Origin of the sequence: Cohaesibacter marisflavi, from assembly GCF_963665895.2 — a bacterium.
GTDB lineage: Bacteria > Pseudomonadota > Alphaproteobacteria > Rhizobiales > Cohaesibacteraceae > Cohaesibacter > Cohaesibacter marisflavi.
This window is the reverse complement of record NZ_OY762534.1, coordinates 3800891-3827500: the sequence shown is the minus strand read 5'-3', so window position 1 is coordinate 3827500 and position 26610 is coordinate 3800891. Positions and strand designations below refer to the sequence as shown.

General features: G+C 53.9%; 21 protein-coding genes and 1 tRNA gene. 9 read left to right on the top strand and 13 right to left on the bottom strand.

The window, feature by feature from the left end; all coding sequences use genetic code 11:
* Nucleotides 1-596: 596 nt before the first annotated feature.
* The gene (locus tag ACKPCT_RS18140; protein WP_175528035.1) at nt 597-2372 is read left to right on the top strand and encodes a M23 family metallopeptidase; all 1776 of its coding nucleotides are present in this window, start codon (nt 597-599) and stop codon (nt 2370-2372) included.
* A gap of 100 nt (nt 2373-2472) precedes the next feature.
* Here the strand turns inward: ACKPCT_RS18140 and clpB are convergent, their stop codons facing one another.
* Nucleotides 2473-5058: an ATP-dependent chaperone ClpB gene (gene clpB, locus ACKPCT_RS18135; protein WP_090072242.1), complete on the bottom strand. Its 2586-nt coding sequence runs from the start codon at nt 5056-5058 to the stop codon at nt 2473-2475.
* Between the two features lie 275 nt (nt 5059-5333).
* On the opposite strand from clpB, the gene ACKPCT_RS18130 reads away from it, so the two are divergent.
* A complete protein-coding gene (locus tag ACKPCT_RS18130) occupies nt 5334-6101 on the top strand; it encodes an MOSC domain-containing protein (protein WP_319567575.1) in 768 nt (255 codons plus the stop codon).
* A gap of 122 nt (nt 6102-6223) precedes the next feature.
* On the opposite strand, the gene glpK is transcribed toward ACKPCT_RS18130, so the two are convergent.
* The 4 genes from glpK to ACKPCT_RS18110 form a co-directional block, all read right to left on the bottom strand.
* A complete protein-coding gene (gene glpK, locus ACKPCT_RS18125; protein ID WP_090072246.1) occupies nt 6224-7717 on the bottom strand; it encodes a glycerol kinase GlpK in 1494 nt (497 codons plus the stop codon).
* Nucleotides 7718-7788: 71 nt separating this feature from the next.
* A complete protein-coding gene (locus ACKPCT_RS18120) occupies nt 7789-8496 on the bottom strand; it encodes an MIP/aquaporin family protein (protein ID WP_090072670.1) in 708 nt (235 codons plus the stop codon).
* A 263-nt stretch (nt 8497-8759) separates the two neighbouring features.
* Nucleotides 8760-10376, bottom strand: coding sequence for an FAD-dependent oxidoreductase (locus ACKPCT_RS18115; RefSeq protein ID WP_319567574.1), 1617 nt, complete (start codon nt 10374-10376; stop codon nt 8760-8762).
* Between the two features lie 439 nt (nt 10377-10815).
* Nucleotides 10816-11616 (bottom strand): DeoR family transcriptional regulator, encoded by an 801-nt coding sequence (locus tag ACKPCT_RS18110; protein WP_090072249.1) that lies wholly within the window; start codon nt 11614-11616, stop codon nt 10816-10818.
* Between the two features lie 503 nt (nt 11617-12119).
* Between ACKPCT_RS18110 and ACKPCT_RS18105 the strand changes: the two genes are divergently transcribed.
* Nucleotides 12120-13031 carry a DUF707 domain-containing protein gene (locus ACKPCT_RS18105; RefSeq protein ID WP_090072253.1) on the top strand — a complete coding sequence of 304 codons (912 nt, stop codon included), beginning with the start codon at nt 12120-12122 and terminating at the stop codon, nt 13029-13031.
* 158 nt (nt 13032-13189) lie between these two features.
* A complete protein-coding gene (locus tag ACKPCT_RS18100; RefSeq protein ID WP_090072671.1) occupies nt 13190-14173 on the top strand; it encodes an aldo/keto reductase in 984 nt (327 codons plus the stop codon).
* A 137-nt stretch (nt 14174-14310) separates the two neighbouring features.
* Here ACKPCT_RS18100 and ACKPCT_RS18095 read toward each other — a convergent pair.
* From ACKPCT_RS18095 to hemC, 5 genes are all read right to left on the bottom strand, one after another.
* Nucleotides 14311-14386 (bottom strand) — tRNA-Thr (locus ACKPCT_RS18095).
* Nucleotides 14387-14653: 267 nt separating this feature from the next.
* Entirely contained in the window at nt 14654-16459 is a 1806-nt protein-coding gene (locus tag ACKPCT_RS18090) for a heme biosynthesis protein HemY (RefSeq protein WP_319567573.1), read from the bottom strand.
* Between the two features lie 18 nt (nt 16460-16477).
* Complete coding sequence (locus ACKPCT_RS18085; RefSeq protein ID WP_319567572.1) at nt 16478-18145, bottom strand: hypothetical protein; 1668 nt, start codon at nt 18143-18145, stop codon at nt 16478-16480.
* 279 nt (nt 18146-18424) lie between these two features.
* The gene (locus ACKPCT_RS18080) at nt 18425-19138 is read right to left on the bottom strand and encodes a uroporphyrinogen-III synthase (RefSeq protein WP_175528036.1); all 714 of its coding nucleotides are present in this window, start codon (nt 19136-19138) and stop codon (nt 18425-18427) included.
* Between the two features lie 41 nt (nt 19139-19179).
* Nucleotides 19180-20121, bottom strand: a complete 942-nt coding sequence (gene hemC, locus ACKPCT_RS18075) for a hydroxymethylbilane synthase (protein ID WP_090072673.1) — start codon at nt 20119-20121, stop codon at nt 19180-19182.
* 186 nt (nt 20122-20307) lie between these two features.
* Between hemC and tsaD the strand changes: the two genes are divergently transcribed.
* The 4 genes from tsaD to ACKPCT_RS18055 are packed head-to-tail and all read left to right on the top strand — an operon-like array spanning nt 20308 to nt 23217.
* Nucleotides 20308-21408 carry a tRNA (adenosine(37)-N6)-threonylcarbamoyltransferase complex transferase subunit TsaD gene (gene tsaD / locus ACKPCT_RS18070; protein ID WP_319569438.1) on the top strand — a complete coding sequence of 367 codons (1101 nt, stop codon included), beginning with the start codon at nt 20308-20310 and terminating at the stop codon, nt 21406-21408.
* Nucleotides 21405-22457: an NAD(P)H-dependent glycerol-3-phosphate dehydrogenase gene (locus ACKPCT_RS18065; RefSeq protein ID WP_090072261.1), complete on the top strand. Its 1053-nt coding sequence runs from the start codon at nt 21405-21407 to the stop codon at nt 22455-22457. Before tsaD ends, ACKPCT_RS18065 begins: the two co-directional genes overlap by 4 nt.
* A gap of 22 nt (nt 22458-22479) precedes the next feature.
* On the top strand, nt 22480-22764 hold the full coding sequence (locus ACKPCT_RS18060; protein WP_090072262.1) for a YciI family protein: 285 nt from the start codon (nt 22480-22482) through the stop codon (nt 22762-22764).
* 33 nt (nt 22765-22797) lie between these two features.
* Nucleotides 22798-23217 (top strand): EVE domain-containing protein, encoded by a 420-nt coding sequence (locus ACKPCT_RS18055; RefSeq protein ID WP_319567571.1) that lies wholly within the window; start codon nt 22798-22800, stop codon nt 23215-23217.
* Nucleotides 23218-23339: 122 nt separating this feature from the next.
* Here ACKPCT_RS18055 and ACKPCT_RS18050 read toward each other — a convergent pair whose 3' ends face one another.
* Nucleotides 23340-23570, bottom strand: coding sequence for a hypothetical protein (locus tag ACKPCT_RS18050; protein WP_090072266.1), 231 nt, complete (start codon nt 23568-23570; stop codon nt 23340-23342).
* Nucleotides 23571-23652: 82 nt separating this feature from the next.
* Here ACKPCT_RS18050 and ACKPCT_RS18045 point away from each other — a divergent pair, with 82 nt between their 5' ends.
* Entirely contained in the window at nt 23653-24258 is a 606-nt protein-coding gene (locus ACKPCT_RS18045; RefSeq protein ID WP_319567570.1) for a TetR/AcrR family transcriptional regulator, read from the top strand.
* A gap of 27 nt (nt 24259-24285) precedes the next feature.
* Here the strand turns inward: ACKPCT_RS18045 and ACKPCT_RS18040 are convergent, their stop codons facing one another.
* The gene (locus ACKPCT_RS18040) at nt 24286-24753 is read right to left on the bottom strand and encodes a GNAT family N-acetyltransferase (protein WP_319567569.1); all 468 of its coding nucleotides are present in this window, start codon (nt 24751-24753) and stop codon (nt 24286-24288) included.
* A 281-nt stretch (nt 24754-25034) separates the two neighbouring features.
* Nucleotides 25035-26441: a 3-isopropylmalate dehydratase large subunit gene (gene leuC / locus ACKPCT_RS18035; protein ID WP_319567568.1), complete on the bottom strand. Its 1407-nt coding sequence runs from the start codon at nt 26439-26441 to the stop codon at nt 25035-25037.
* Nucleotides 26442-26610: the final 169 nt, after the last annotated feature.

The following is a 26610-nucleotide window of genomic DNA, read 5'->3' as shown; positions in this document are numbered from 1 at the left end:
CCATATTCCCCCTCCCAGAGGCGCCAGAAGCATCACAGGAGAGACTTTGCACGGTCATATTTAGTGGCTCCGTGCGTTTTCTCTCCTTTATCTCTATTGTCATGGCCAAAGAAAACCAATGGACTAGTCTCATAAGATTAGCTCTATCACCTTCCACAAAGTGCTATATAAGAAGCCTAGATTTCATGGTATGAAGTCTAGTCCCTTTTTTTGCCGTATTTGCGTGTTCCCTAGCGATGTCTTAAAAGAGGGTAAAGGATCTGGACCAAAGCGTGCGCGCTATCGCCGCTGACCCGTTTCAGGGACCCAAATCCGCAACCGTTGTCTGATGAATTGAAAGCCATATGAGCACAACAAGTTTGCCACAGGCGCCCTATCAAAAGGCGCCCCAAAAGAGACTGCAAGCTTCAGAGCGCCTCAGCAGCAAAATTAGTCTCGGACAGATGCCTGCGCTCCTGTCTCCATCTGCGCGGCTCAATCCACCCGATCGCCGTACTTTGAATATACGCTGGCTGGTTGGAACCGTTCTGACCGGTTGTACTTCTATTTTTTTGATGGGGGGAGCTCTTGTTGCCGGCATCCAAAGCCAGGACAAGATGACCGAGCAGGCCTTCTATCAGCAGACGGAACAAGACAGAGAACTGGCCCCTGGCGAATTGATCACGGCAGGAACCAAAGGCAACCGCCTGTCGCGCTCCATACGTCCGGTTTCCCACCGACGCGAAATTCAGGTCAGCACCATTTCGACCCTCGGCGACGAAAATTTGGTGACCACCAAGCCATTCATGCTTATCTCGGCCAGTCTTGAAACCAAGAAAAGCCTGAATGTGAATTTTCCGGCGTTTGATCCGGTTCGAATCTTTTCTTCCTCAGCAGAAAAGAAACCGCAAACGTCAAACCTACAGGACGATCAGCTTTACTCAGCCAATGTAGAAGGCGAAATGCGCCTTCGCAGTGAGCCCCTCAACCTGGTCAGCAATTATAAGCTGGATGCGGGGCGCCCCAGCAATTTTGAAATTCGGCGTCTTGTTGATCAGTCCGCATTGTTCCTCTCCGCAGACAATGATCCGACAGAACCTGCCTTTGGCGTCATTGATCCGGGGCGGTTTGAATTCCCAGCCACATCGGTTGATGTGATGGCACCTTCCTATATCCGCATTGTGCCAGAAAATATGAGTTCCATCACCAAGACGGAACTCAATGGACAGGGCACCGAAACCGAGGAAAAGATCGTTGTTGCTGTACAGGGAGATACCGTCCGCAACCTGCTGCTAGAAAACGAAGCCACAGAAGAAGAAGCAGCCAATCTCGCAGACCTGTTTGCAAACAAGGCAGGCATCGAAGCGCTTTCCAATAACCAACGTATGCGCATTGTTTACCAGCTGGTGCATGATGGTATCCGCGAGCGCAAGCCTCTGCGAATCAGTCTTTATCTTGGAGAAGAACATCAGATTACGGTCGCGCGTTCGGATCAGGGTACCTTCCAGGTTGCTGATGAGCCGGTGGAAAGCACACTTTCTCTTTCTGCCGCTGCAGAAAATCTGACCAATCTCCAGAGCGGCCCGCGTCTTTCGGTGTATGAATCGGTCTATCAGACAGCCCTTAACAATGGCATCGCGCCGGAGATGATCGATGAAATGATCAAGATCATGTCCTTCGATGTCGACTTCAATGCGAAGGTCAAACCGGGCGACTCTCTACAGCTTTTCCATTCCGTACCGGAAGATGGCGATGCGGAAAAAGCAGAAATCATGTTCATCGAAATTCAGCTCAACGGTGAAACCAAGCGCTATTACCGCTATCGCACACAGGATGATGGCATCGTTGACTATTATGATGAGAATGGCCGTAGCGCGAAAAAATTCCTGATGCGCAAACCAGCACCCGGAGCCAAATTCCGCTCGCCCTTCGGCTGGCGACGCCATCCGATCCTGAAGATCATGCGTCTGCATAAGGGCGTTGACTGGTCCGCCCCGCGTGGCACGCCGATTCTTGCATCTGGCAACGGTCGCCTGATCACGCGCAAATGGTCCAGCGGCTATGGCAAATTCATACAGATCCAGCATACCAACGGCTATGCCACAGGTTACGCGCATATGACGCGCTTCGAGCCGGGTCTTGAGGTTGGCGATTATGTTCATCAAGGCCAGATCATTGGCTATGTCGGCTCAACCGGCCTTTCGACCGGCCCGCATTTGCACTATGAGGTGACGGTGAATGGTCGCCATGTGGACCCGATGCGCATTCGGCTGCCGCGTGGCCGCACCTTGAGTGGCGACATGCTCGCCAGCTTTACTCAGGAGCGGGAACGCATCAACGATCTTCTGGGCAAACCAAGCGAAGTGCAGGTAGCCCAGAACGATACAGACTAAGAACACAGCAATAGTGTGTGAATCAAAAAGCCCCGACAGCCAATCTGCCGGGGCTTTCTTTATCTGCTTTGCTTGCCTTAAGGCGAAAGAAGAGGCTCGTTTATTCTTCAACACCGAAGGTCAAAGCATCATCCTTGACCACCACATGCACGCGTGACCCATCCAGAATACCGCCCGAGAGCAGTTCTTCAGCAAGAGGGTCCTGAATATAGCGCTGGATCACCCGCTTCAGCGGACGAGCACCATAAGCCGGATCATATCCCTTGTTGGCCACCCATTGGGTTGCTTCATCATCCAGCACCAACTCGATCTTGCGATCGGCCAGAAGGTTGGCCAGATGCTTCATCTGAATGGCCACGATGGAAGCCATATGCTCGCGCATCAGGCGATGGAAGATAATGATCTCATCGATCCTGTTGAGGAACTCGGGCCGGAAGGCAGCCCGGACAACGTCCAGAACCCGCTCCCTGTCGGCCTCGCTAAGATCCGTTTCCTCCTTGCCAAGCAGGAATTCGGCCCCAAGGTTCGAGGTCATGATGATCAGGGTATTGCGGAAGTCCACCGTACGCCCCTGCCCGTCAGTCAACCGGCCATCATCCAGCACCTGCAGCAGAACGTTGAAGACATCCGGATGCGCCTTTTCGATCTCGTCGAACAGAATCACCTGATAAGGACGCCGCCGAACCGCTTCGGTCAACACACCGCCTTCTTCATAGCCCACATAGCCCGGAGGCGCACCGATGAGCCGCGCCACCGAATGCTTCTCCATAAACTCGGACATATCGAGCCGAACCATGGCATGTTCGTCATCGAACAAGAAATCCGCCAATGATTTAGTCAACTCGGTTTTGCCGACACCCGTTGGCCCAAGGAACATGAACGACCCGATCGGGCGATTCGGATCTTGCAGACCGGCCCGTGCACGACGCACCGCCTTGGAAACGGCAGCAACCGCTTCCGCCTGCCCGATCACCCGTTCGCCAAGCTCGGCTTCCATACGCAACAGCTTGTCCCGCTCGCCTTCCAGCATCTTGTCGACCGGAATGCCGGTCCAGCGCGAGATGACATGGGCAATATGGTCAGACTGAACAGACCGATCGACCATGGCACCGCCCTGCTGGGTTCGTTCCTCCACTTCCGCAAGCGTCGCTTCAAGCCGCGGAATTTCGCCATAGGCCAATTCGCCAGCCTTGGCCAAGTCACCACGACGCTGAGCCTGTTCAAGCTGAACACGGGCTTCGTCGAGCTGCTCCTTCAGCTTGGTTGCATCGGAAAGCTTGTTCTTTTCCGCCTGCCAGCGCTGGGTCAGCCCTGCCGATTCTTCTTCAAGTCCAGCCAGTTCCTCTTCCAGCTTTTCAAGCCGATCCCGTGAGGCATCATCGTCCTCTTTCTTGAGGGCTTCGCGCTCGATTTTGAGCTGAATGATACGCCGGTCCAATTCGTCCAGCTCTTCAGGCTTGGAATCCACCTGCATACGCAGCCTTGAAGCAGCTTCGTCCATCAGGTCGATGGCCTTGTCGGGCAAAAAGCGGTCGGTTATATAGCGATCCGAAAGCGTAGCGGCCGAGACTAGCGCGTTATCGCTAATTCGCACCCCATGGTGGAGTTCATACTTCTCCTTGAGGCCACGCAGAATGGACACCGTATCAGCCACCGTCGGTTCATTGACCATAACAGGCTGGAACCGGCGAGCCAGCGCCGCATCCTTCTCGACATATTTACGATATTCATCCAACGTGGTTGCACCAACGCAGTGTAGCTCACCCCGCGCCAGGGCAGGCTTGAGTAGGTTGGACGCATCCATGGCGCCATCAGACTTGCCAGCACCCACAAGCGTGTGCATTTCGTCGATGAATAGGATCAGTTCACCACTGGCCGCTTCCACTTCGCTGAGCACAGCTTTAAGGCGTTCTTCGAATTCACCGCGATATTTTGCACCAGCAATCAAGGCCCCCATATCCAGAGCCAGAAGACGCTTTTCCTTAAGGGATTCGGGCACATCACCATTGATGATGCGAAGAGCCAGCCCTTCGGCAATGGCAGTTTTACCCACGCCGGGTTCACCAATCAGAACCGGATTGTTCTTGGTCCGACGAGACAGCACCTGAATGGTACGGCGAATCTCGTCATCACGCCCGATAACCGGATCAAGCTTGCCGTCGCGCGCATCCTGCGTCAGATCGCGGGCATATTTCTTGAGCGCATCATAGCCCTCTTCTGCCGAAGCCGAATCAGCGGTGCGCCCTTTGCGAATTTCTTCAATTGCGCGATTGAGATTCTGCGGCGAAACGCCGGCCTTGTTCAGAATTTTGCCTGCGTCACTCTCAGTCAGCATGCTGATAGCCAGCAGCAACCGTTCCACAGTCACAAAGGAATCACCGGCCTTCTTGGCAATTTCTTCGGCTTTTTCGAACAGTTTGGCCATATCTGGTGATAGATAAAGCTGCCCCGCACCCGCGCCGGAAACGGACGGGATGGATTTGAGATGATCTTCCAGCAGCAGACGCACCTGCGCCGACTGGCCACCAGACCGGTCGATCAGACCAGAGGCCATGCCTTCCTTGTCATCCATCAATACCTTGAGAATATGCTCCGGCAAAAAGGCCTGATGCCCCTGCCCGATCGCATAGGTTTGCGCTGACTGCATGAAGCCGCGCGCACGCTCCGTGTAGCGTTCCAAGTTCATTGTCACTCTCCTTGTGCACAGTCCTGATCATCCAGCCTTGGCATGATCGAGATGCCACCCTTGAATTTGACTATCGCACAAGCTCCTGATCTGTTCCAGCGAGCAGCACGATGAGCCAGCCAGCCTCCCTGCTATCCTAGCCAAAGAGGTCTCCCCCTCAATATGGTGTTGCATTTGCGCAACAAAAGAGGCAAGTATGAATTAATTTCCAGCTTAGACTACCCCCTCCTCCTTGCCCCGACATTGCGGGCCTTTTCCCAAAGGAAGCGCCTCCCATGAGCATTTCTCTCAAAGCCATATATCGCTACCCAATCAAGGGATTTACCCCGCAGCTTCTGTCGCAGGTCGAGATTTCAGAAGGCAAGCCGCTGCCATGGGACCGCGCCTTCGCTATTGAGAATGGAGCCAGCGGCTTTGATACCAAAGCCCCCGCCCATCTTCCCAAGATCCATTTCCTGATGCTGATGAAGCAGCCCGAGCTGGCAGCCCTCGAAACTGCGTTTGACCCGGAAACCGGCGCATTGACCATTAGCAAAGACGGAGAAAGAGTGGCCGAAGGCAATCTGTTCAACCCCGAATCCATGCAAACCGCGCTCGACTATCTGTCCAGCTATTGCGCCAAACCTTTGCGCGGCACGCCAAGCCTGCTGCATGCTGAGAATTTCGCCTTCACCGATTCCAAAACGCAGGATATCACGCTCATCAATCTGGCATCTGTCGACGCCATCAGCGAGAAGGCCGGCAGCGTGCTAGATCCCTTACGTTTTCGCGGCAATTTCTATATTGAAGGAGCCAAGCCGTGGCAGGAGCATGACTGGGTTGGCAAGGATGTAACCATCGGCGGCCTTCGCTTCCATGTCCGCAAGCGCACCAGGCGATGCGCGGCCACCAACGCCAACCCCACTACCGGTGAACGCGACCAGAATATCCCGAAACTGCTGATGACGCATTTCGACCATTGTGACTGCGGTATTCATCTGATGCCCTTGCAAAGTGGCGCCCTAAAACCCGGTGCTTCGCTGGAGTTCCCACCGGAGGAATAAGGCAGCCGTTTCTCTGTTCGTTTTTACTCATCAGAGAACAACAGGCAATAAAAAGTGGGGCACCTTTTCGGGCGCCCCATCAACTCAGTCAAGGTAGAGGGTATTTATATGAGGGGAGTGCCTTATTTAAAGGCCATTGTTGCTTTGACAGCAGTCTGCCAACCGGCATAAAGCTTGTCAGCTTCTTCTGCTTCCATCTTCGGAGCAAAAGTGCGATCAACGCCAAAGTTCTGAACGATGTCGTTCTTGTCTTTCCAGAAACCAACAGCCAGACCAGCCAGATAGGCAGCACCCAGAGCTGTTGTTTCAATGCACATCGGGCGTTCAGCCGGTGTCTGCAAGAAGTTGGCCTGGATCTGCAGCAACAGGTCGTTGGCAACCGCCCCGCCATCAACACGCAGTTTTTCAAGCTTGATGCCAGAGTCCGCTTCCATTGCCGAAACGACATCGCGGGTCTGGTAGCACAGGGATTCCAGCGTAGCCCGAACGAAATGTTCCTTGGTCGTCCCACGGGTCAGACCAAACATTGCGCCGCGCACTTCTGAATCCCAGTATGGCGCACCAAGGCCAACAAAGGCCGGAACCATGTAAACCCCATCAGATCCCTGCACGCGGGTTGCGTACAATTCACTGTCTCTGGCTTCACGGAACATGCGCAGGCCATCACGCAGCCACTGAATGGCAGAACCGGCAACAAAGATGGAGCCTTCAAGAGCATATTCCACTTTGCCGTCAACGCCCCAGGCGATGGTCGTCAGCAGGCCGTTTTTGGAAGGAACAGCCTTCTCGCCGGTATTCATCAGCAAGAAGCAGCCAGTGCCATAGGTGTTCTTGACCATACCTTCGGTAAAGCAAGCCTGACCGAACAGGGCAGCCTGCTGGTCACCAGCCATACCGGCAATCGGCAGTTCCATGCCCTGGAAGGCATCTTTGGAGGTCATGCCATAAACTTCGGAGTTCGGGCGGACTTCTGGCAGCATGGAAGCAGGAACGGTGAGATGAGCCAGCAGCTCTTCATCCCATTTCAGCTCATGGATGTTATACATCAGGGTACGCGATGCGTTGGTATAGTCGGTGACATGCACTTTGCCGCCGGTCAGCTTCCAGACCAGCCAAGAGTCAATCGTACCAAACAGCAGATCGCCTTTTTCGGCTTTCTCACGCGCCCCTTCCACATTGTCCAGAATCCATTTGACCTTGGTGCCAGAGAAATAGGCGTCGATCAGCAGGCCGGTTTTGCTGCGGAACTCGTCGTTAAGACCCTTTTCTTTCAACTCATTACAGACATCCATGGTCTGGCGAGACTGCCAAACGATGGCATTGTAAACAGGACGACCGGTATTTTTGTCCCAGACAACGGCGGTTTCGCGCTGGTTGGTGATGCCGATAGCGGCAACTTCAGAAACCTTCACATCCGGAGCAGACAGCAATTCAGCCACAACGGACTGCACCGAAGACCAGATTTCCATCGCATCATGCTCAACCCAGCCCGGTTTCGGGAAGATCTGGGTGAATTCTTTCTGAGTGACCTGTGCAATCTGGCCAGAATGATCGAACAGGATCGCTCTTGAGCTTGTAGTGCCCTGGTCGATTGCAAGTACGTATTTCTTTTCCATTTGATAATTCCTCCACGATGTCTACGAGGCAGGCGCCTTTCGGCGCCCGCAAATTGTTTTTTATTCACCAATCAGGCAAAGAGAACCTGATAAAGCGCGGCGCCACAAATACCACCGCAGATCGGGCCGAGCACAGGAATCCACGCATAGCCCCAGTTGCTGCCGCCCTTGCCGGGAATGGGCAGAAGAGCATGGGCAATACGTGGGCCCAGATCACGGGCCGGGTTGATGGCGTAACCCGTTGTGCCACCCAAAGACAAACCGATTGCAACGATCAGGAAGCCGACGATCAGCGGGTTGACCCCATCAGCAAACTGGTTAGCACCGATGCCTTGCAGGCAGAAGAGCAGTACAGCCGTTCCGATGAATTCACTGATAAAGTTGGCAACAGGGCTCTTGATGGCAGGACCCGTTGAAAAGACGCCAAGCTTGGTGCCTTCATCTTTGGTTTCGGCCCAATGGGGACCATACATCAGCACGATTATGGCAGCACCAAGGAAACCGCCAACCATCTGGCCGGCAATATATTCCGGCACCAGAGCCCAGGGGAAAGCCCCGACAGCGGCAAGACCAATGGTAACGGCCGGGTTGATGTGCGCGCCGGTGAATTTTCCGGTGACATAGACTGCCATGGCAACCGCAAAACCCCAGCCAAAGGCGATCACGATCCAACCGCCTCCCTTGCCATAGGATTTTTCCAAAGATGCGTTAGCGCACACACCGGCCCCAAAAATGATCAGCAGCATGGTGCCAATCATTTCACCAATAAAGTTTTCCAATTCTTCCTCCACATGTATTTCTGCAACTGCAAGGAGCGCAAAGCGTCGCTCCTTTCCTTCCCCCGGCAGGCTGGCCGGCATCGTCCTCCCAAACGATGCCTAAGCACAGACGAAGGATATCTCTCCTTGGATGGAGCGGTGCAGGTGTTTCCAAATGACCTGCCCGGATCCGGAACTCCGAGGAAAGAGAACAGCAAACGGCTTAACCCTATACAGAGGCACATTTAGTCGTGTGCTGAAACTTCTCTTGAAAACCGCTGCAATCAGAACGCAACCTCGATGCGCTTCATGACGGCCTGAGTTTCATTCGTGATGCGTGCTTCGTCCCATCCCAAAAGTTCGGCCATAAGAGCCACAACTCTCGGAACAGCGGACGCCGCCGCATTTTTATCGATCAATGCAAGAGTGATACGCCCGCAGATAAAGTCGGATGCAGAAACAGCAGCTTCCTTTTCAATGGCATAGGGCACTTCAGCCTCGATAAAGGCGTAGTCAGGATGCAGGCGCTGGTTCAACCCCTGCTCCTTGGCGAGGCGGGCAACATGCTCTGCCTGATCGCCATAGGCTTCATTCAGATGCTTGGCAACAGCCTCATCCAGATCATAGCTTTTGGCGATCACGCCAGCCTGATCAGGTGAGAAGGCTTCAGCACCGATCACTTTCATGTCGTGTGTGCGGCTTCCTCCGACAGATCCGAAAACACCACCCTTGATGACGGTATCCACGGCCTGCTCGGCCATCAGACGATAGGTCGTCCATTTGCCGCCCGAAATGGTCACAAGACCGGAGTTGTCTTCGATGATCACATGGTCACGCGCCAGCTGCGAGGTGTCCTTGGCATTTGGATTAAAGACCAGCGGACGAATGCCGCTCCAGGCTGACTTCACATCCTTTTCGGTCACATCGATATCGAAATAGCGACGGACATAACTCAACAGATAGCTGATATCTTCCGGTGACACTTCCGGATGGGATTCCACCTTGCATTCATTGTCTGTCGTGCCCACAAGCGCCTGCCCCTGCCATGGCAGAATGAACAGCACGCGGCCATCATCAGTTTTCGGGATCAGCAGTCCGCCATCCGGCGGCACAAAGTTGGCATCGAGAATCATGTGAATGCCAGAACTGACCTTCAGGATAGGCTTGGCTGCCGCATCATCCATCTTGCGAATGCCATCGGCAAATGGACCCGTTGCGTTGATGACCTTCTTGGCTTTGACATCCCATTCTTCGCCCGTATAGGCATCACGCACACGAGCACCCGCCACATTTTTCGCTTCATCATGCAGAAGAGACACAACTTCCACATGGTTGGCCAAAACGGCACCGGCACGCTCGGCAGTCATGGCAATGGAGATGGCCATGCGCACATCAACAAACTGGCCATCATAATAGAGAATGCAGGCTTTCAGGCCCTTGGCGTGCAGCATAGGAAAGCGCCGGATAGCTTCCTTGGCGCTGATGATCTTGCTGTGGCCGATATTCATCTTGCCAGACAGGATGTCATACATCTTGAGACCGGCATAAAGGTAAGGAACCTGCCACCAGGAATAGACTGGAGTAATCAGCGGCAAACGGTTGGACAGATGAGGCGCATTGCGCAAAAATGCGCCGCGTTCATGTAGCGCTTCGCGCACCAGATTATATTGTTCCTTGTCAAGCCGTTTAACTGCAGCTTCAAGATAGCGCACACCACCATGCACCAACTTGGTGCAGCGACTGGACGTCCCTTCACAAAAATCATAGCGTTCAACAAGAGCCGTTCTCAGACCGCGTGTTGCCGCATCCAGAGCAATGCCACACCCTGTCGCGCCACCACCAATCACAAGCACGTCAAATGGGGTGTCGTCATGCAATTTTTTCAGAGTTTCGGATCTCATCTCTTCCTCCCGAATAAACCGACAAGGTCTGGTTTTCTTTGAAGCAGAGCCTCAAAATGTTCGTTTTTGTATCTTTTCTTTCGTTATTTATATCATTGCTCGAAATAATGTTCAATTGAGTAATTTCGATCCATTAAACGAAAGAATAAGAACACCAACAGACGTTGTGCAGAAAAGACGAAACGCATCTGATTTTCTACATTAAAACAGAAGCTTATGTGAGACAAGGGAAAGGAAGGCACCAAGAGAAAGAAGACACAAAAAGGAAGAGAACAGAGAAAAAGGAAAATGAAGCTTCTGAGGTACCAGAAAACAAACTATTCGAAAGGTGAGCGTAAAATTACTAGGTCCAAAATTTTCGTTTGAATAAAAACGAACATACTCGGGACACCGCGTCTTTAAGACCCGAAAGACGTCAATCACGGCCAAAGCCCAAAATTCAGCTCTCTGACACCAGATGTGCCGTAACGGTAGAGGATTTGATAAGCTCGTCATAGGGTGCAGGAGGCAGGCAATCCAGAAACAGACCATCAAGCTCCGTTATGTTGCCCAGTTTAACCATCGCACGCCGCCCGAACTTTGTGTGATCGGTTGCCAGAAAAGTCGTGCGAGAATTCTCTATAATCGTCTGGGCGACCCGAACCTCCCGATAGTCGAAATCCAGCAAGGTGCCGTCTTCATCAATTCCGGAAATGCCAATCACACCGAAATCAACCTTGAACTGTTTGATAAAATCGATAGTCGCCTCACCAATCACCGCCAGATCTCGCGGACGCACATGCCCGGGCGCAATTGAAACATCGAAGCTTTCCTGCTGGCTCAGCTTGGCAGCAACGTTGATGTTGTTGGTCACCACATTGAGATTCTTGTGATTGAGCAGGGCATCAGCCACAGCTTCAGTGGTCGTACCGATATTGAGAAAAAGGGATGCTCCATCAGGGATATGAGCGGCAACCATCTGACCGATTCTGGCCTTCTCGTCCTTCATCACTTCGCGCCGTTCGGTGTAATCGACATTGCGCGTATTGGAAATCAGGCTCGCCCCCCCGTGATAGCGGCGCAAAATGCCATGATCACACAAAAGCGCGATATCCCGCCGGATTGTTTGTGGAGTGATGTCAAAGAGGGCAGCCAGTTTTTCAATGCCAACAAAGCCCTCAGAGCGCGCAATCTCAACGATCTTTTCCTGTCTCTGATTGAGCCCCTTCTGGGTTACGCTGGCATTCTGGCCGGTTACCATTTTTCTTCTCCACTTTGATAAAGCCTGATTATTTCAAGCATATCCGCTTTCCTTATACACCGGATGGGCGAACGGGTTCCACCGATAAAGGGTAGCAATACGGAGATTAACCGAAGGTTTCCGGCGCTGCCAGCCTATCAAGGCCCAGACAGCTGCCACCGATACCGATCAGTGTCTATCTGACGCATCCCCGACTTTGATCCATTTACCCCGCGCTAAAGCAGCGGATGACTATTCAGGTTCACGAGCAGAAATCTCTCTTGAAAAGTCCATCAACCTTCTGCCTGCCATTTTCAAAGCCCATTGAACCTGCTAGTCGTCCAACAAACAAAATGATATTCAAATTCGAAAATAGCTTTTATACGCGTCTCCTGAGCGTTACGGCGACCAAGATGATGACAAATCCAGAATAGAAGGGATATACAGTCCAGGCATCGCATGTAGTCTCGCAGATTGGACGCATCGAGTTCGCGCGCAAGCCAAAGGCAGTATTCCAGAGTCATATGAAAACAATCATTATCATGCGCTGTGCTCCCGATCTGGAGCATGAATTCTCTGGCGTCACGTCAGATGATATTTGTTTTCTGCCATCCTTCTATGGAGATACCGCGCCGCAGAAGACTAAGGACAGTCCCTATTTTCACTATTTCAAAGGCGGCAAATGGTCAGGCATTTATGACCTGTTCCAGAACTATCCCGAGCTGATCGACGGATTCGATTATTTCTGGTTCGTGGATGATGACATCCGCGCCTCCGGCCAGACCGCATTGGACTTCATCAATATCGTCAGGGAAAACAACTTCCAGCTGGCTCAACCGGCGCTGACGAGCGACAGCTATTGGGCTCACCGGATCACGCTGGAAAACAGAGGCTTGCTCTACCGCAATACCAATCTCGTCGAGCTCATGATGCCAATCATGCATCGCGATTTCCTCAAGCGTGCGCTCCCCCTTTTCAAGGACCGCGACGCTGCCATGGGAATCGATTTCATGTGGCATCAGCTGACCAGTGATCCAGCAAGGGATGTCGCCATCATCGACGCCACCCCCATGCAGCATTCACGCCCGAGGCAAAAGCTCCTCAAAAATGCGATGAAAAAATGCAACAAGGATATTTTTGAAGAGCGAGACAACACGATCCGGCAATTCTCGATTAAAAGACAAATGCCAGTCGTCCTTGGTGCCAAAACCCGACAGAACCTGATCATCAAGCGGAATGCCATGCTGCTGCTGCGCCTTGCGTTGGAGCTGGGGCGATTGCGCGCTGACATGAAAATGCAAAAACTCAGGCTTAGGGATTTTCGCAATCTCTTTATTCATCAGCTGTTTGGTAGAACTGATTCGGATACCTTTGATAGGCAATCACTCTCTTCCGCAAGGCGCCAGCTTTCAGCGACGAAGCCCCCAGAACGATAGCCCTCCCCGTCGGGTCCACGCTCTATAAGCGCATGCATGGCCAGTACGGCCTCATGCTTATTTTTCCTGTTATCCGGCGCAGATCGCGGTAAGCTCGATCTCCATCAGACTATGATGCGCCTTTCCTCTTACCCTGAACAATGACAAAGGAGGCCACAATGCAGAAGAGACAATTGGGAAATGGACTGGAAGTCAGCGCCCTCGCTCTGGGCGCCATGGGCTATGGCAAAAGCCGGGAAATTGAAGACCGGGAAGATATGATCGCCCTGCTTCGCGCCGCCGTCGATCGCGGCATGGACTTCTTTGATACCGCCGAGGTCTATGGCCCCTGGACCAATGAGAAAATGGTGGGCGAGGCCTTTGCAGGCATGCGCGACAAGGTAATACTCGCAACCAAATTTGGCTGGAATATCGACCAGACAACAGGAGAGCATCTCGGCGGCGTCAACAGCCGCCCCGAACAGATCCGCTCGGTTGCAGAAGGCAGCCTGAAGCGCCTTGGCACAGACTATATCGATCTGTTCTACCAGCATCGTGTCGACCCCGATGTCCCGGTCGAAGAGGTGGCAGGAACGGTCGGGGATCTGATCAATGAAGGAAAAGTCCGCTGGTTTGGCATGTCTGAAGCCAGCGCCACGTCAATCCGCCGCGCCCATGCCGAATATCCCGTCGCCGCGCTGCAAAGTGAATATTCCCTATGGACCCGCGAACCAGAGGAAGAAATCATCCCGCTGCTCGAAGAATTGGGCATCGGTCTGGTTCCCTTTTCACCATTGGGCAGAGGTTTCCTCACAGGGAAAATCGACACAGTCACCGAATTCAGCTCCAATGACATGCGCAGCCAAATGCCTCGATTCGACGAAGAGTCCCGTGCCGCTAACAAACAATTTGTCAGCCTTCTTACGGAAATAGCAGAGCGTCAGGGCGCCACACCGGCTCAAATTGCCCTTGCCTGGCTATTGGCACGCAAGCCTTTCATCGTCCCGCTCTTTGGCACGCGCAAACTGGAACGCTTTGATGAAAATATCGGCGCTCTTGACGTCATTTTGAGTGCGGAGGATCTGACCGAGATCGATGGAGCCGACCTCAAGGCACAAGGCGCCCGCTATCCGGACTCACTGCTCCAGTTTTCCGGAAAATAGCCCAAAAGCGAACAAGCAAGCTGCTGATGCTCTTCAAACCAAACCTGAAGCCATCGGCAGCAAATAAAATAGCACGCACAACTCCAGCGCCCGCTTTACTTAAGCGATTAAACGGACAGATTGTTCAAAAGAAGAAATGGTGCCGCTGATAGGACTTGAACCTACGACCCACGCATTACGAATGCGTTGCTCTACCAACTGAGCTACAGCGGCTTACCAGTGTCCGGTCATGAGACCGATCTGTTTCTGGCCCCCGAAGCCTGCCTGCATCAAAAGCGTAATTCAACGCAAAGCCACTGATCAAACGATCAAAAACGGGGTGGCCTCTCTTAGCCAATTCCATGAACGAGAGCAAGAGGCAAAATCGCTTTGTGGTGGAAATTCCAGAAGGCGTGAACAGATCTGGTTAGAAAATCCTTCCAGACGAAAAAAGGGCCCGGTTTACCAACGGGCCCTCTTGTATTCTTGAGCTGCACAGAATCAGAAAAGCTTGAACCGTTTTTCCGGTTTGTGTGCTGTGCCATCCTTCTTCGGTCCGGGATCGTCAGGAGGAAATGGCATCGGAAACTCGACTTCTTTCGGTTTTTCGATTTCAACCTTTTCAGCGGATTTTTCCACGCGCTCTGCTTTTGGTTCTTCCGCTTTGGCGTCCTTGGTTTCAGCCTCAGGCTTTTCCTCTTCTGCGCTTAGCGTATCCTTGGCCGTCTCCGGCTCTTCTGGCTCAGCAGGAGGTGTCGAACCAGCTTCTTCTGCTGCGGCCTCTACAACATCGGATTCAGATGCGGCTTCCCTCTTCTCTTCTGTTTCGGCCTCGACGACAGGTTCTTTCTGCTGAGGCTCTTCAGGGGTGATTTCCTCTACAGTATCTTCAGAGACAGCGAAGGCCTTTTCCTTCTCTTGCGAGCCATCAGACGGAATGAGGACCATTTTCTCTTCAGAGGCAGGTTCCAGCTCGCTGCTATCCAGAACAGGCTGTTCAGCATGAGCCGCTTCGCGTACAGGCACTTTCCACTCATAGGCATCAATCTTCCCCGTTACAGGGGAAATCGGCTGCCAGACCTCGCTGACCTGCCCGTCAGCCGTCCATGCAGGGTCCCGATGAGCCCCCACAGCGCGAGCCAGCCACTGGCGAACCAGACCGAAGTCATTCTTCTCGCCTTCTTCGAGCTCGGCCATCAACATGCAGATACGCGGTGTCAGATGACTTTCAGCCATTGGCTCGAGCAAACTGCGGGCTTCTGCCCATTCACGTGCATCAATAAAGGCGCGTGCCATGGCAAGCTTGGATTCGACATTGTCTGGCATCAGACCAAACAGAACCCGCATGCGCTTGAGCCGGTCCAGAGCGGTGTCCCCGTCCTTAATATAGACATAGGCTTGGGCCAAATCCGGATGCGGCTCAATGCGCCAAGCCGCTTCAACCAGCTTGGAAGCTTTGCGATAATCCCGTGCGTCATTCAGAATGCGTGCTTGCATCGTGACAGCCGGAACAAGCCCTGGCGCCAGTTTGCATGCTTCGCTGAGCAATGGCCGCATGGAAAGATCCGCATTGTCTTCCCCTTCCAGCTCCATGGCCTGAGCGGTCAGGATCACAGCGCGTTGACGGCGGAAATCCGCTTTTTCTATATGCTTGTTGGCGTAATTCTGCGAAAGCGTCACCAGAGCGCCCTGCCAATCCTCACCGGCGGTCTGCATATCGAACAGGGCAGCACCAGCCCAACCCGGCGCCTTTGTGCTCTCGTCCGTTGCAGCTTTGGCCATTTGCAGAGCCTCTTCCATATCGCCGCGTCGCTGCGCCTCGATATAGAGCCCACGCCGACCAAGCGCCCGGGTTTCATCGGTATCAAGCATGGCCTCAAAGCTCTGACGTGCTTTGGTGGGCTCGCCTGCCAGCTGCGCGGTCTGCGCCTCCAACATCAGGGTCATCGGCTCCTGCCCGATCAGCTTACGTGCCTTGGCGGCCTGCTTGCGTGCGAGAGCCAGATCACCAACGCCCACAGCAATCATGCCGGTGGAGAGCGCCTTATAGCCCTTGTCACGACGACGGGAGGAAAAGAAGCCAGTCACCGAGCGTGGCGAATTCCAGATGCTTTTGATAACGATCCACAACACGACGGCAACGCCCATCGCAGCCACAATGAGCAGAAAGCCCATCAGCAAAGAAACCTCGAAGCCCATATCGAGCCAAGGCCAGTTGATGATGATTTCCCCGGGGCGATCAGCCAGCCAGGCACCGCCAAACGCGATGGCCAGCAAGACAGCAAAAAAGATGAGTGCTTTAATCATAACGTTCCGTTCCCCACCTTAGCTCGCTTTATCGCTGGCGCCAGTGCCGAACTCAGCGCGAATGGTGTCCATCGCCGCATTCACTGCAATGCGAGCCTTCAATCCTTCAATCCAGTCGGCACCCGCTTTCGAAGTGCGGGCCGCTTCAGGCAAGGCATCCCATTCTTCTGCGGCTTTCACCAGATCACCTTGTTTGATATGAAATTCGATAACGCCAAGCCGACTGGTCAGGCTATCGCCTTTCTGTTCGCCATTGAGGGAGCGAACCTTGACCATGCTCTGAGCACTGATCAGGAATTTATCGAGCAAAGTCGTAGCCCCCGCGCCTTCCGCTTCGCGCAGGATATCGTCATATCTGGCGCGGAAGCCTGCAGCCAGCTGTTGCGCTGTTGGTGCGCCGGTTGCCGCATAGTCCTGAAGCGCAGTAACCGCCTCATGATCGCCAACCACATTGGCAAAGGTCTTGAGCGCCAGCTCATAATTGGCACCCGATGCAACAGCATTCTCCAAACCGGCCAAGGCAATCGTGCGAGCCGAGCTCTGCATCCGCTCGGACAGGTTATTCTCTTCAAGAGCGGTGACCCGCTCGCGCAAGGATGACGTTTCCGTGGTCATCTTTTCCGAGAAATTGGCAAGATCGACAACCACATCATTGATGCGGCGATCGGCGGACGACAGAATGTCATCCCTTGCGGCTTGTAGATCCTCTTCGAGCTTGGCGGCCTGCTCGGCAGCCTTGCTTTCGATCAACGCGCCCTGCTCTGCGGTCTGGGACTGCAAGGTCGCCAATTGAGCCTTGGCGTCAAGCAACTCCGTCTGCAGGGAATCAATGGCGCTAACACTTTCCTTCAACTCATCAATGCGACCGGCAAGCGCTTCAAGCTGCAAACCGACCGGACTGTTGCTATCCACCGGAGCAGCCTCTTCATCGCTGCCCCCTTCTTCTGATGCCGTTGCGCCACCATCAGCGCCGCCCAAAGCAGCAAGCTTGGTTTCAAGCGCTTCAATGCGTGCGCTCACGTCAGCAAGGTCCGCGGTTGGAATTTCTGAAAGACTGCTCTTGACGCTGGCCAGTTCCGACTGCACCCCATCGATCTTGCCAGTGTTGGCCTCAAGCTGAGCATCGACATTGGGCAGGGAAACCCAGCCCTGCTGCAAACCCACATAGCCCAGAGCGATAATCGCGACGCCACCGAGCAGACCACCCACAAAGCCACCGCCAAAGCCGCCGCTTTTCGCCGCTTCATCAGACCGGGGGGTTGAAGCCGGAGGCGCACCACTATCTCCGCCGCTACCAGCGCCCTGATCCATGGACGATTTCTCGCCAGTCACCTCGTCAGAGGCCTCGCTCTCGCCAATCCCCGTATCATCAACAGAGGACTCATCATCCGAAGCCGCGCTATCTTCAACAGCGCTGCGGGCCTCTTCATCCACTGGGTCCTTGGCAGGAGTCTTTTCATCTGGGCCGTCTGAAGCAACAGTCGTTTCTGAAGCCTTATCCCCCTCGGCACTGGCCTGTTCAGCCTTGGCAGCCTCTTTAGCTTCAGGCTTTGTTTTCTCTGCTTCTGTAGATGGCTTTTCAGCCGCAGGGGCTTCAGATTTGGTCACCTCTTCTGCGGTCAGATCAATGGTTTTGACCGGCTTACCTTTAGCCTCGGTCCTATTATTGGATTTGCGAGTTGTCATACCATTCCTCAATTCCCGCGAGACGGGACGATCACTTCTCAGCTCTGCCCTCTTGGTCTTCACAAAGGGCCAGATTCAATAAATCTTCATATGCAGTATCGACCTGCCATAAGGGTCTGGTCAGGGTGCAAATAAGTACCGACCCCGACCTCAAGCCTCCAACCTTACGGCGATCTGATGTCATTTTTGCGGCCACAAAAGCCACAAAGCCTGCATAGTTTACAATCTTGTGCCTTCCGGCAACATAGCTGCCACAAAAAATAAGCACTATTAGATTAATTAGTTATGGCCATTTTGCACGCATGCAAGCAAAGATCGCTCATTTGGTGCCTCGGCCACAACCAAAGGATAGCCCAAGCCCTCCAATGGAAGCGCAACAGCAGGGGAAAGGCAATAGAAAATAGCCTTGTGTAAGTGTTCAGACAGACCCACTTGTTCAATTAATGAAAGAAATATCCGACAGCTACGCTGCGAATAGAGCAGAATTCCATCCAGCTGCTCGGTCCGGATCGCCTCGCAAACCTCATCGCTCAAGCATGTAAGAGCTTGGCTTTCATACACCTCACATAAGCGAACGGAAAAACCGTCAGCCGACAGGGCCTCGGCGAGGCGCCCCGAGCGCACCTTGCCTGACAGATAGAGAATTTCCCCTTTTTGTGGATCAAGCGCGCTCAGAAGCTGCTTTTCCAATTCCGCACCATTGGGGGCCACAAAGGCAATTTTAATAAATCCGAGCGCAGCGGCCAGATCTGCCGTGCGCTTGCCGACACAATAGAGAGGCACGCTTTTCAACCGCTCAAGCTGATCGCCCGCCACCATGCGCAGCCCGTTGCGAGAGGTCACAACAAGAGCCTGCCATGATGCATCCGGAAAAGAAAAAGAGAGCGGCACGATCTTCATGACCGGAGAGGCGAGCCCCTCCACACCGAGTGTTTCGAGCGCCTTGATGGTCTGGTGCTGATCGATTTCAGGTCGCGTGACCAGAATTTTCAACAGCCTATCCTTCCATGGCTTAAGTCTTGTGGGCCTTAGCTCTATTGACAGGCCGCCAATACGGCGGCGAAGAAAGCTTCCCCTGCCTTTTCCTTGAGCCTGTTGGCCGCATTCACGCCAACCATTTCAGCTTCATCGGCTGATCCCGCAACGGTGATATCATAATGCTCGCTGCCATCGGGCAAAAGCACCAAGCCCGAAAAGGTCAACCGGTCACCATCCACTTGCGCAAGACCTGCGATCGGTGTGCGGCAGGACCCATCCAGCACACGCAGAAAGGCACGTTCGCAAGCAAGCTCCTTGGCGGTGGTCTCATGATGGATACCAGCCAGCAAACCGGAGATCATTTCGTCACCGATACGAGATTCGATGGTAATAGCCCCCTGACCGACAGCGGGCAAAAATTGGTCCACCTCGATGGGAGCCGTGATCACATCTTCATCCCCGAGTCGCTTCAAGCCCGCGCACGCCAGAAGGGTCGCATCGGCCACCCCTTCATCAAGCTTTTGCAGGCGGCGCTGAACATTGCCCCGATAGGTGATCACCTTAAGATCTGGACGCAGCTTTTTTACCAAAGCCTGACGACGCAAAGAGGATGTGCCCACCACTGCCCCTTCGGGCATATCCGTAAGGCAGGTATATTTGCGCGAAATAAAGGCGTCTCGCACATCTTCACGGGGCAAGAAGCAACTAAGCTCCAGCCCATCCGGCAACCATGTGGGCATGTCTTTGGAAGAATGGACCGCCATATCGATTCGCCCATCCAGTAGAGCGTCCTCGATCTCTTTGGTAAAAAGCCCCTTGCCCCCAGCTTCAGAAAGCGGGCGATCAAGGATACGGTCACCGGTGGTCTTGATTACAACAATCTCGAAGTCATCCTCGCCCATGCCATGGGTAGCCATCAGCCGGTTGCGCGTCTCATAGGCCTGTGCCAATGCAAGTTTACTGCCTCGAGTGCCGATTTTGATGAGTTTGGATTGCATCGAACGGGCCTTCATGCTCTTGTTGCGGTGTCCATCCCCGTTTCGCTTAAAGCGAGGCCCCACAAACAGGGCCCAAAAAAGGGGATGCCAATGATCTCTCTTTGCTCTAAAAGTCAGGCCATGCGGCATGTCGCTGCAAGCATCGCCTTTGAGGGGCACAATAAAGGCAATAAAGTAGTCCGCGCAATGATCGTTTTAGGCATAGAAACAAGTTGTGACGAAACCGCCGCCGCGGTGGTTAGACGATATGATGACACATCAGGTGATGAGCGCAGCGGTCAGGGCGAAATTCTTTCCAATGTGGTGCTCAGCCAGATAGAAGATCACGCAGCCTATGGCGGTGTCGTTCCGGAAATCGCGGCCCGTGCCCATGTGGAAGCCCTCGACGGCATCATCAAGACCGCCATGGCAGAAGCCGGCATGCGCTTTGATCAACTCGATGCTGTGGCAGCAACCTCGGGTCCGGGGCTTATTGGCGGCGTGCTGATCGGCCTGATGAGCGCCAAGGCCATTGCCGCCGCGCATGATTTGCCCCTTATTGCTGTCAATCATTTAGAAGGCCACGCACTCACCGCGCGCCTAACCAACAATGCCCCCTTCCCCCATCTCATTTTGCTGGTCTCTGGCGGGCACAGTCAAATCCTGCTGGTCAAGGGTGTCGGCGACTATGAACGCTGGGGCACCACCATCGACGACGCACTGGGTGAAGCCTTCGATAAAACCGCCAAACTGCTCGGCCTGCCCTATCCCGGCGGACCGGAAGTGGAAAAGGCGGCCCTTCATGGCGATAGCAAACGCTTTGCGCTGCCTCGCTCCATGAAGGGGCGCGATGGCTATGATTTTTCCTTCTCTGGCCTCAAAAGCGCGGTACGGCGGGAAGCGGAAAAGATCGCCCCGCTAAGTGATCAGGATATCGCCGATCTGTGCGCCTCTTTTCAGGCCGCCATTTGCGATATTCTCGCTGACCGCATCGACAAGGCCCTTGTTACCTTCTCCGAACGCTTCCCTGAGAAGAAAGAACCCCAATTGGTTGTCGCCGGAGGGGTTGCCTCCAACAAGGCCATCCGGGCAACGCTCGACACGGTTCTGGCCAAGCGGGGCGCTGAACTGGTCGCGCCACCGATTAAACTGTGCACCGACAATGGCGTCATGATCGCATGGGCCGGTGCCGAACGCTTTGCGCTGGGCATGAGCGATCCTCTGGACGCTCCGGCACGCCCGCGCTGGCCACTGGACAAGGATGCCCAAGCCAAGATTGGCGCAGGCAGAAAGGGAGCCAAAGCATGAGTAAGCCGGTAGCAACGTTATCCGCATCAAATGTTTTCCAGCGCATTTCGGTGCTCGGCGCCGGTGCGTGGGGCACCGCTCTGGCGCTCAATGCAGCCCGGGCAGGACGAGATGTCGTGCTTTGGGGCCGCAACGCAGAAAGCCTTGATTCCATCAGCACAAAGCGCCAGTTGCCCGCCTATCTGCCGGGCATCACTTTTGATCAACCACTGGAAACCACCACGGATATCACCGAAGCCGCTGACGCAGACTGCATCTTGCTGGTCGCACCTGCCCAGATGACCGCAAGCATCGCGGAAACCATCGGGCTTTATGTGCGCAAAGGCACGCCGGTGGTGCTGGCCGCCAAGGGTCTTGAAAAAGGCACCCAGCGCATGATGAGCGAAGTATTGGCCGACTATCTACCGCAAGCGACCCCGGCCATTCTGTCCGGTCCGTCCTTTGCTGCCGATGTCGCCCGCGGGCTACCCACCGCTGTAACCATCGCAACCCCTTCTGCGCCGTTGGCAGACAAGCTATGCGCAACCCTTTCAAGCCAGTCATTCCGCCCCTATGCCAGCACAGACATGATTGGTGTCCAACTGGGTGGTGCGCTCAAGAATATTCTCGCCATCGCCTGTGGCATCGTGCTTGGCAAGCAGCTCGGCGCCAGTGCTCACGCGGCGCTCATGACCCGCGGTTTTGCTGAAATGCAGCGCCTTGCCCTCAAGCTTGGCGCGCGTTCTGACACCCTGATGGGCCTTTCAGGCTTTGGCGATGTAGCGCTTTCCTGCTCCAATCATCAGAGCCGCAACTTTGCCTTCGGCTTCGCCCTTGGTGAAGGCAAGGCCTTGTCCGACCTCATGGCTCCGGGCGCCAAGCTTTCCGAAGGGGCCTATAGCGCTCGCGTTGCTTGCGAATTGGCCAACGCTCATGGTGTTGAACTGCCCGTCGCTCAGGCCGTAGCCGACGTACTGGAGCAGAAAGACAGCATCGACGAAGCCGTAACCAAGCTGATGAGCAGACCGCTACGCGCCGAGAGCGAAGTCCCTTCCAAACCGAATTCTTAAAGTCAAGAACAGGAGAACTCTCATGTATTTCATCGTAAACTGCACCGATAAAAAAGGCGCCCTGAACATCCGCAAGGCAAACCGCGATGCGCATCTTGAATTCGCGCATGCCAATGCCGACACCATCAAGGTGGGTGGCCCTGTCCTGTCTGACGAAGGCGAAATGATCGGCTCCTGCCTCATCTGTGAAGTAGAAGACAAGGCAGCCCTTGATGCATTCCTCGCTCAGGACCCATATGCAAAAGCAGGCTTGTTTGAATCCGTCACCTCCCAGCCTTGGAAATGGGTTCTGGGCAAACCGGAATAACAACAACCGCAATCAGATCAACCGGAGAGGCATATGGCTTACTGGCTTTTCAAATCCGAGCCCAACACCTGGGGCTGGGACCAGCAAATGGCAAAAGGCGAGGAAGGTGAACAATGGGACGGCGTGCGCAACTATCAGGCACGCAACAACATGCGCAAAATGAAGCTCGGCGAGAAAGGCTTTTTCTATCACTCGGTGAACGAAAAGCAGATCGTCGGCATTGTTGAAGTGTGCGCTGAAGTTCATCCAGACACGACCGATGACACCGGCAAATGGGAATGCGTTGACATCAAGGCCGTCAAACCGGTCAAGACACCCGTCACCTTGGAAGATTGCAAGAATCATCCCGAGCTTGGCAACATGATTCTCGTCAATAATTCCCGCCTCTCCGTTCAGCCCGTATCAGACGAGGAATGGAAAATCGTCTGCGAAATGGCTGGCGTTGATCCTTGAGCGAGCGATAGATCACAAAAAAGGGGAAGCCGGTTCATCCAGCTTCCCCTTTTTCTTTGCCTTTATTCCCTTCCGCGCTTTTGACCAGAAGAACTGGTCACCACACACCAGCTCCCCCTCATTTACGCCCTGACTGTGATAAATGCCTGCATCCGCTGCTGAATGAACGGGATGATGAGATACACCATGGCGATCACCACGAGCGGCACCATGATCATCGCCCGTTGCCAAAGCTGCCATTGCGGTGTCATCGCCGCTATCCCATAAAGCAACAGGGTCACCAGCGGATAGACAAAAAGCAGAATCATCAGCGCAAAACGGGCGCGGGACGGTTTACGTGCAGTCATATTCATGCGATCTTCCTTTCGAGACGATCCGTTCCGTTTAATAGATCTTTATATGAACGATACGTTCCGTTTCGTCAAGAGGAAGATCATGACTACTGAAACTGAAGACCCGGACCACAAAGAAAACAAGAAAACCCGCCACTCGATAGGGGCCAAAAAAAACCCCGATACCGAGACAGCTATTCTGGATGCGGCAGCTGATATCATCGCGGAAAAAGGCATCGGAGGCCTGCGCATGGAAGCGGTTGCTCGCAAGGCCAAGGCAGGCAAGGCGACGCTCTACAGATGGTGGCCCAGCCGTGGCGCTCTTCTGCTTGCGGTCTACCAACGCAAGAAACCGTCCGTATGCTACAGAGATACAGGCTCGCTCTATGACGATTTCCTGCATTTTGCAAAGGATCTTATAGAGATTTGGCAGGGAGAGAATGGGCTGTTTTTCAAAGCCATCATCGCTGAATCCCAGTCGGATCCAGATGTCGCGGAAAAACTGAAAGACTATCACGCCGAAAGGCTTGAAGCGCTGGCCGCTGTGGTCACGCGCGCCCAACAGCGGGGCGAAATTCCCCAAAAAGAAGATCCCACCACAAGAGCCGAGCTTGTCATCGGCCTATTGTGGCAAAGGCTGCTCAACAACCGGCTCGATGAGTCAATTGACGAGCATATCAGAATGCTCGCCAATAGTGATGAGACATAAGCCCCGAAGAAAAAGGGGTCATGTCTATTATTGCACCTTGGTATGTTCTTCGTGAATGCCAATGCTGAGTCGAATCGATGCTGTCGTGGAAAGATGGGAAATTTCCGCAATCTTTTCCTGTTGCACCGCATTGGGGTCATTCCACTGCAGCTCAAGCCAGTTGCGCTCATAGCCGATTTTCACCAAGGCTTCGATGACCGACTTGGTCACACCAATGCCCCGCGCATCATAATCGACATACAGAATATCAACATGCCCGACCCGTTTGCCGGAAATGGTTTCTGGCAAATCAAAGAAGGTGCAGAACGCACTCAATTTGCCATTCACATAAGCGCCCATAACCTCGGCTGTCCGATCGGTCAGCAAAGTTTCAGCGTAAAACATATCTGGCTGGCGAGGAGCCCCGCGTTTGCGCTCCTGTGCGTAAGACGAAATCAAAGGAGCCAGCTCGAGGGCTGAATCCAGTTCCAGGATCTTGGTCAAAAATTCGCTCATTCTCACTCCCGTATCGATTTAAGGCCACTAAAAATCTTGGCTGGCAAAACATGCCGGTTGCCTTCTATCCAGCAGCGATCAATTCATTAGACTATCTCTATGGTAAATAGTGCAGCAAATTACACAATCCATTGTGCAGCACCTTCCCCATTTATCCAAGCCGTACCAAACCAAAGCATAGGAACAAAAAAAGCCGGATCGCGCGACCCGGCCTTTCGTCCATGAAAACAGGCAATAAATCCAGCAGATCAGACCGAGATCCCAGATCCGCCAGCAGCCAATCAGTCCAGATCACGCACATCAACAAAATGACCCGCAACCGCAGCCGCAGCAGCCATGGCCGGAGAAACCAGATGGGTGCGGCCCTTGAAGCCCTGACGGCCTTCAAAGTTACGGTTGGATGTTGATGCACACCGTTCGCCCGGGGCCAGCTTGTCAGCATTCATGGCAAGGCACATGGAGCAACCCGGCTCACGCCATTCGCAACCAGCTTCGATGAAGATCTTGTCCAGACCTTCTTCTTCGGCCTGCACCTTGACCAGGCCCGAGCCCGGCACGATCATCGCATTGATGCCTTCCTTGACCTTGCGTCCCTTGAAGATATCAGCAGCAGCGCGCAAATCTTCAATGCGACCGTTGGTGCAGGAGCCAATGAAGATACGATCGACGGCAATGTCGGTCATCTTGGTGTTTGGCTTAAGACCCATATAGTCCAACGCACGCAGAACAGCATTGCGGCGACCTTCATCTTCAATCTTGTCCGGATCCGGTGTGGAACCATCGATGGTCGTCACATTCTCAGGGCTCGTACCCCAGGAAACGATTGGTGGCAGCGATGCGGCGTCCAGCGTGACAACCGTATCGAATGTAGCATCCTCATCCGTATAAAGGGTTTTCCAGAATTCCAGTGCCTTGTCCCAATCAGCCCCTTTCGGTGCTTTCGGGCGGCCCTTGATATAGTTGAAGGTTGTTTCGTCCGGTGCGATCAGACCAGCGCGTGCCCCGCCTTCAATGGCCATGTTACACACGGTCATACGGCCTTCCATGGACAAGCCGCGAATGGCTTCACCACAGAATTCAATCACATGGCCGGTACCGCCTGCAGTGCCGATCTTGCCGATAATGGCCAGAACGATGTCTTTGGCGGTTACGCCTTCGCCCAGCTTGCCATTGACTTCGACCTTCATATTCTTGGCTTTTTTCTGCACCAGCGTCTGGGTCGCCAACACATGCTCGACCTCCGAGGTGCCGATGCCGTGAGCCAGAGAGCCAAAAGCGCCGTGGGTGGACGTGTGCGAGTCACCACAAACGATGGTCATGCCCGGCAGCGTGAAGCCCTGTTCCGGGCCAACGATATGAACAACACCCTGGCGGTTATCCAGCTCGTCATAATATTCCACACCGAACTCGGCAGCATTTGCGGCGAGCGTTTCCACCTGCAGCTTGGACTGCGGATCATCAATACCCTTGGTGCGATCGGTCGTCGGGACATTGTGGTCAACAACGGCCAGCGTACGCTGTGGTGCGCGCACCTTACGGTTTGCCATGCGCAAGCCTTCAAAGGCCTGCGGCGAGGTGACCTCATGAACGAGATGGCGATCAATATAGAGCAGGCATGTGCCGTCTTCCTGTTGATCAGCCACATGGGAGTCCCAGATTTTGTCATAAAGGGTCTTAGGTGCAGACATGCTCGTCATCAGTCCTCTTAACAAACGATTTCGAAAATGGGCTGCATCTGTAACCTGACTTTTTGGTCAAAAGACTGGTGGCAAATGGCTCTCTTTAGCGAGATAGACCCATCTTGCCAGACACGCCCAAATGTGGATTGTGTTTGTATTGCGATAAATCGGTGGTCAA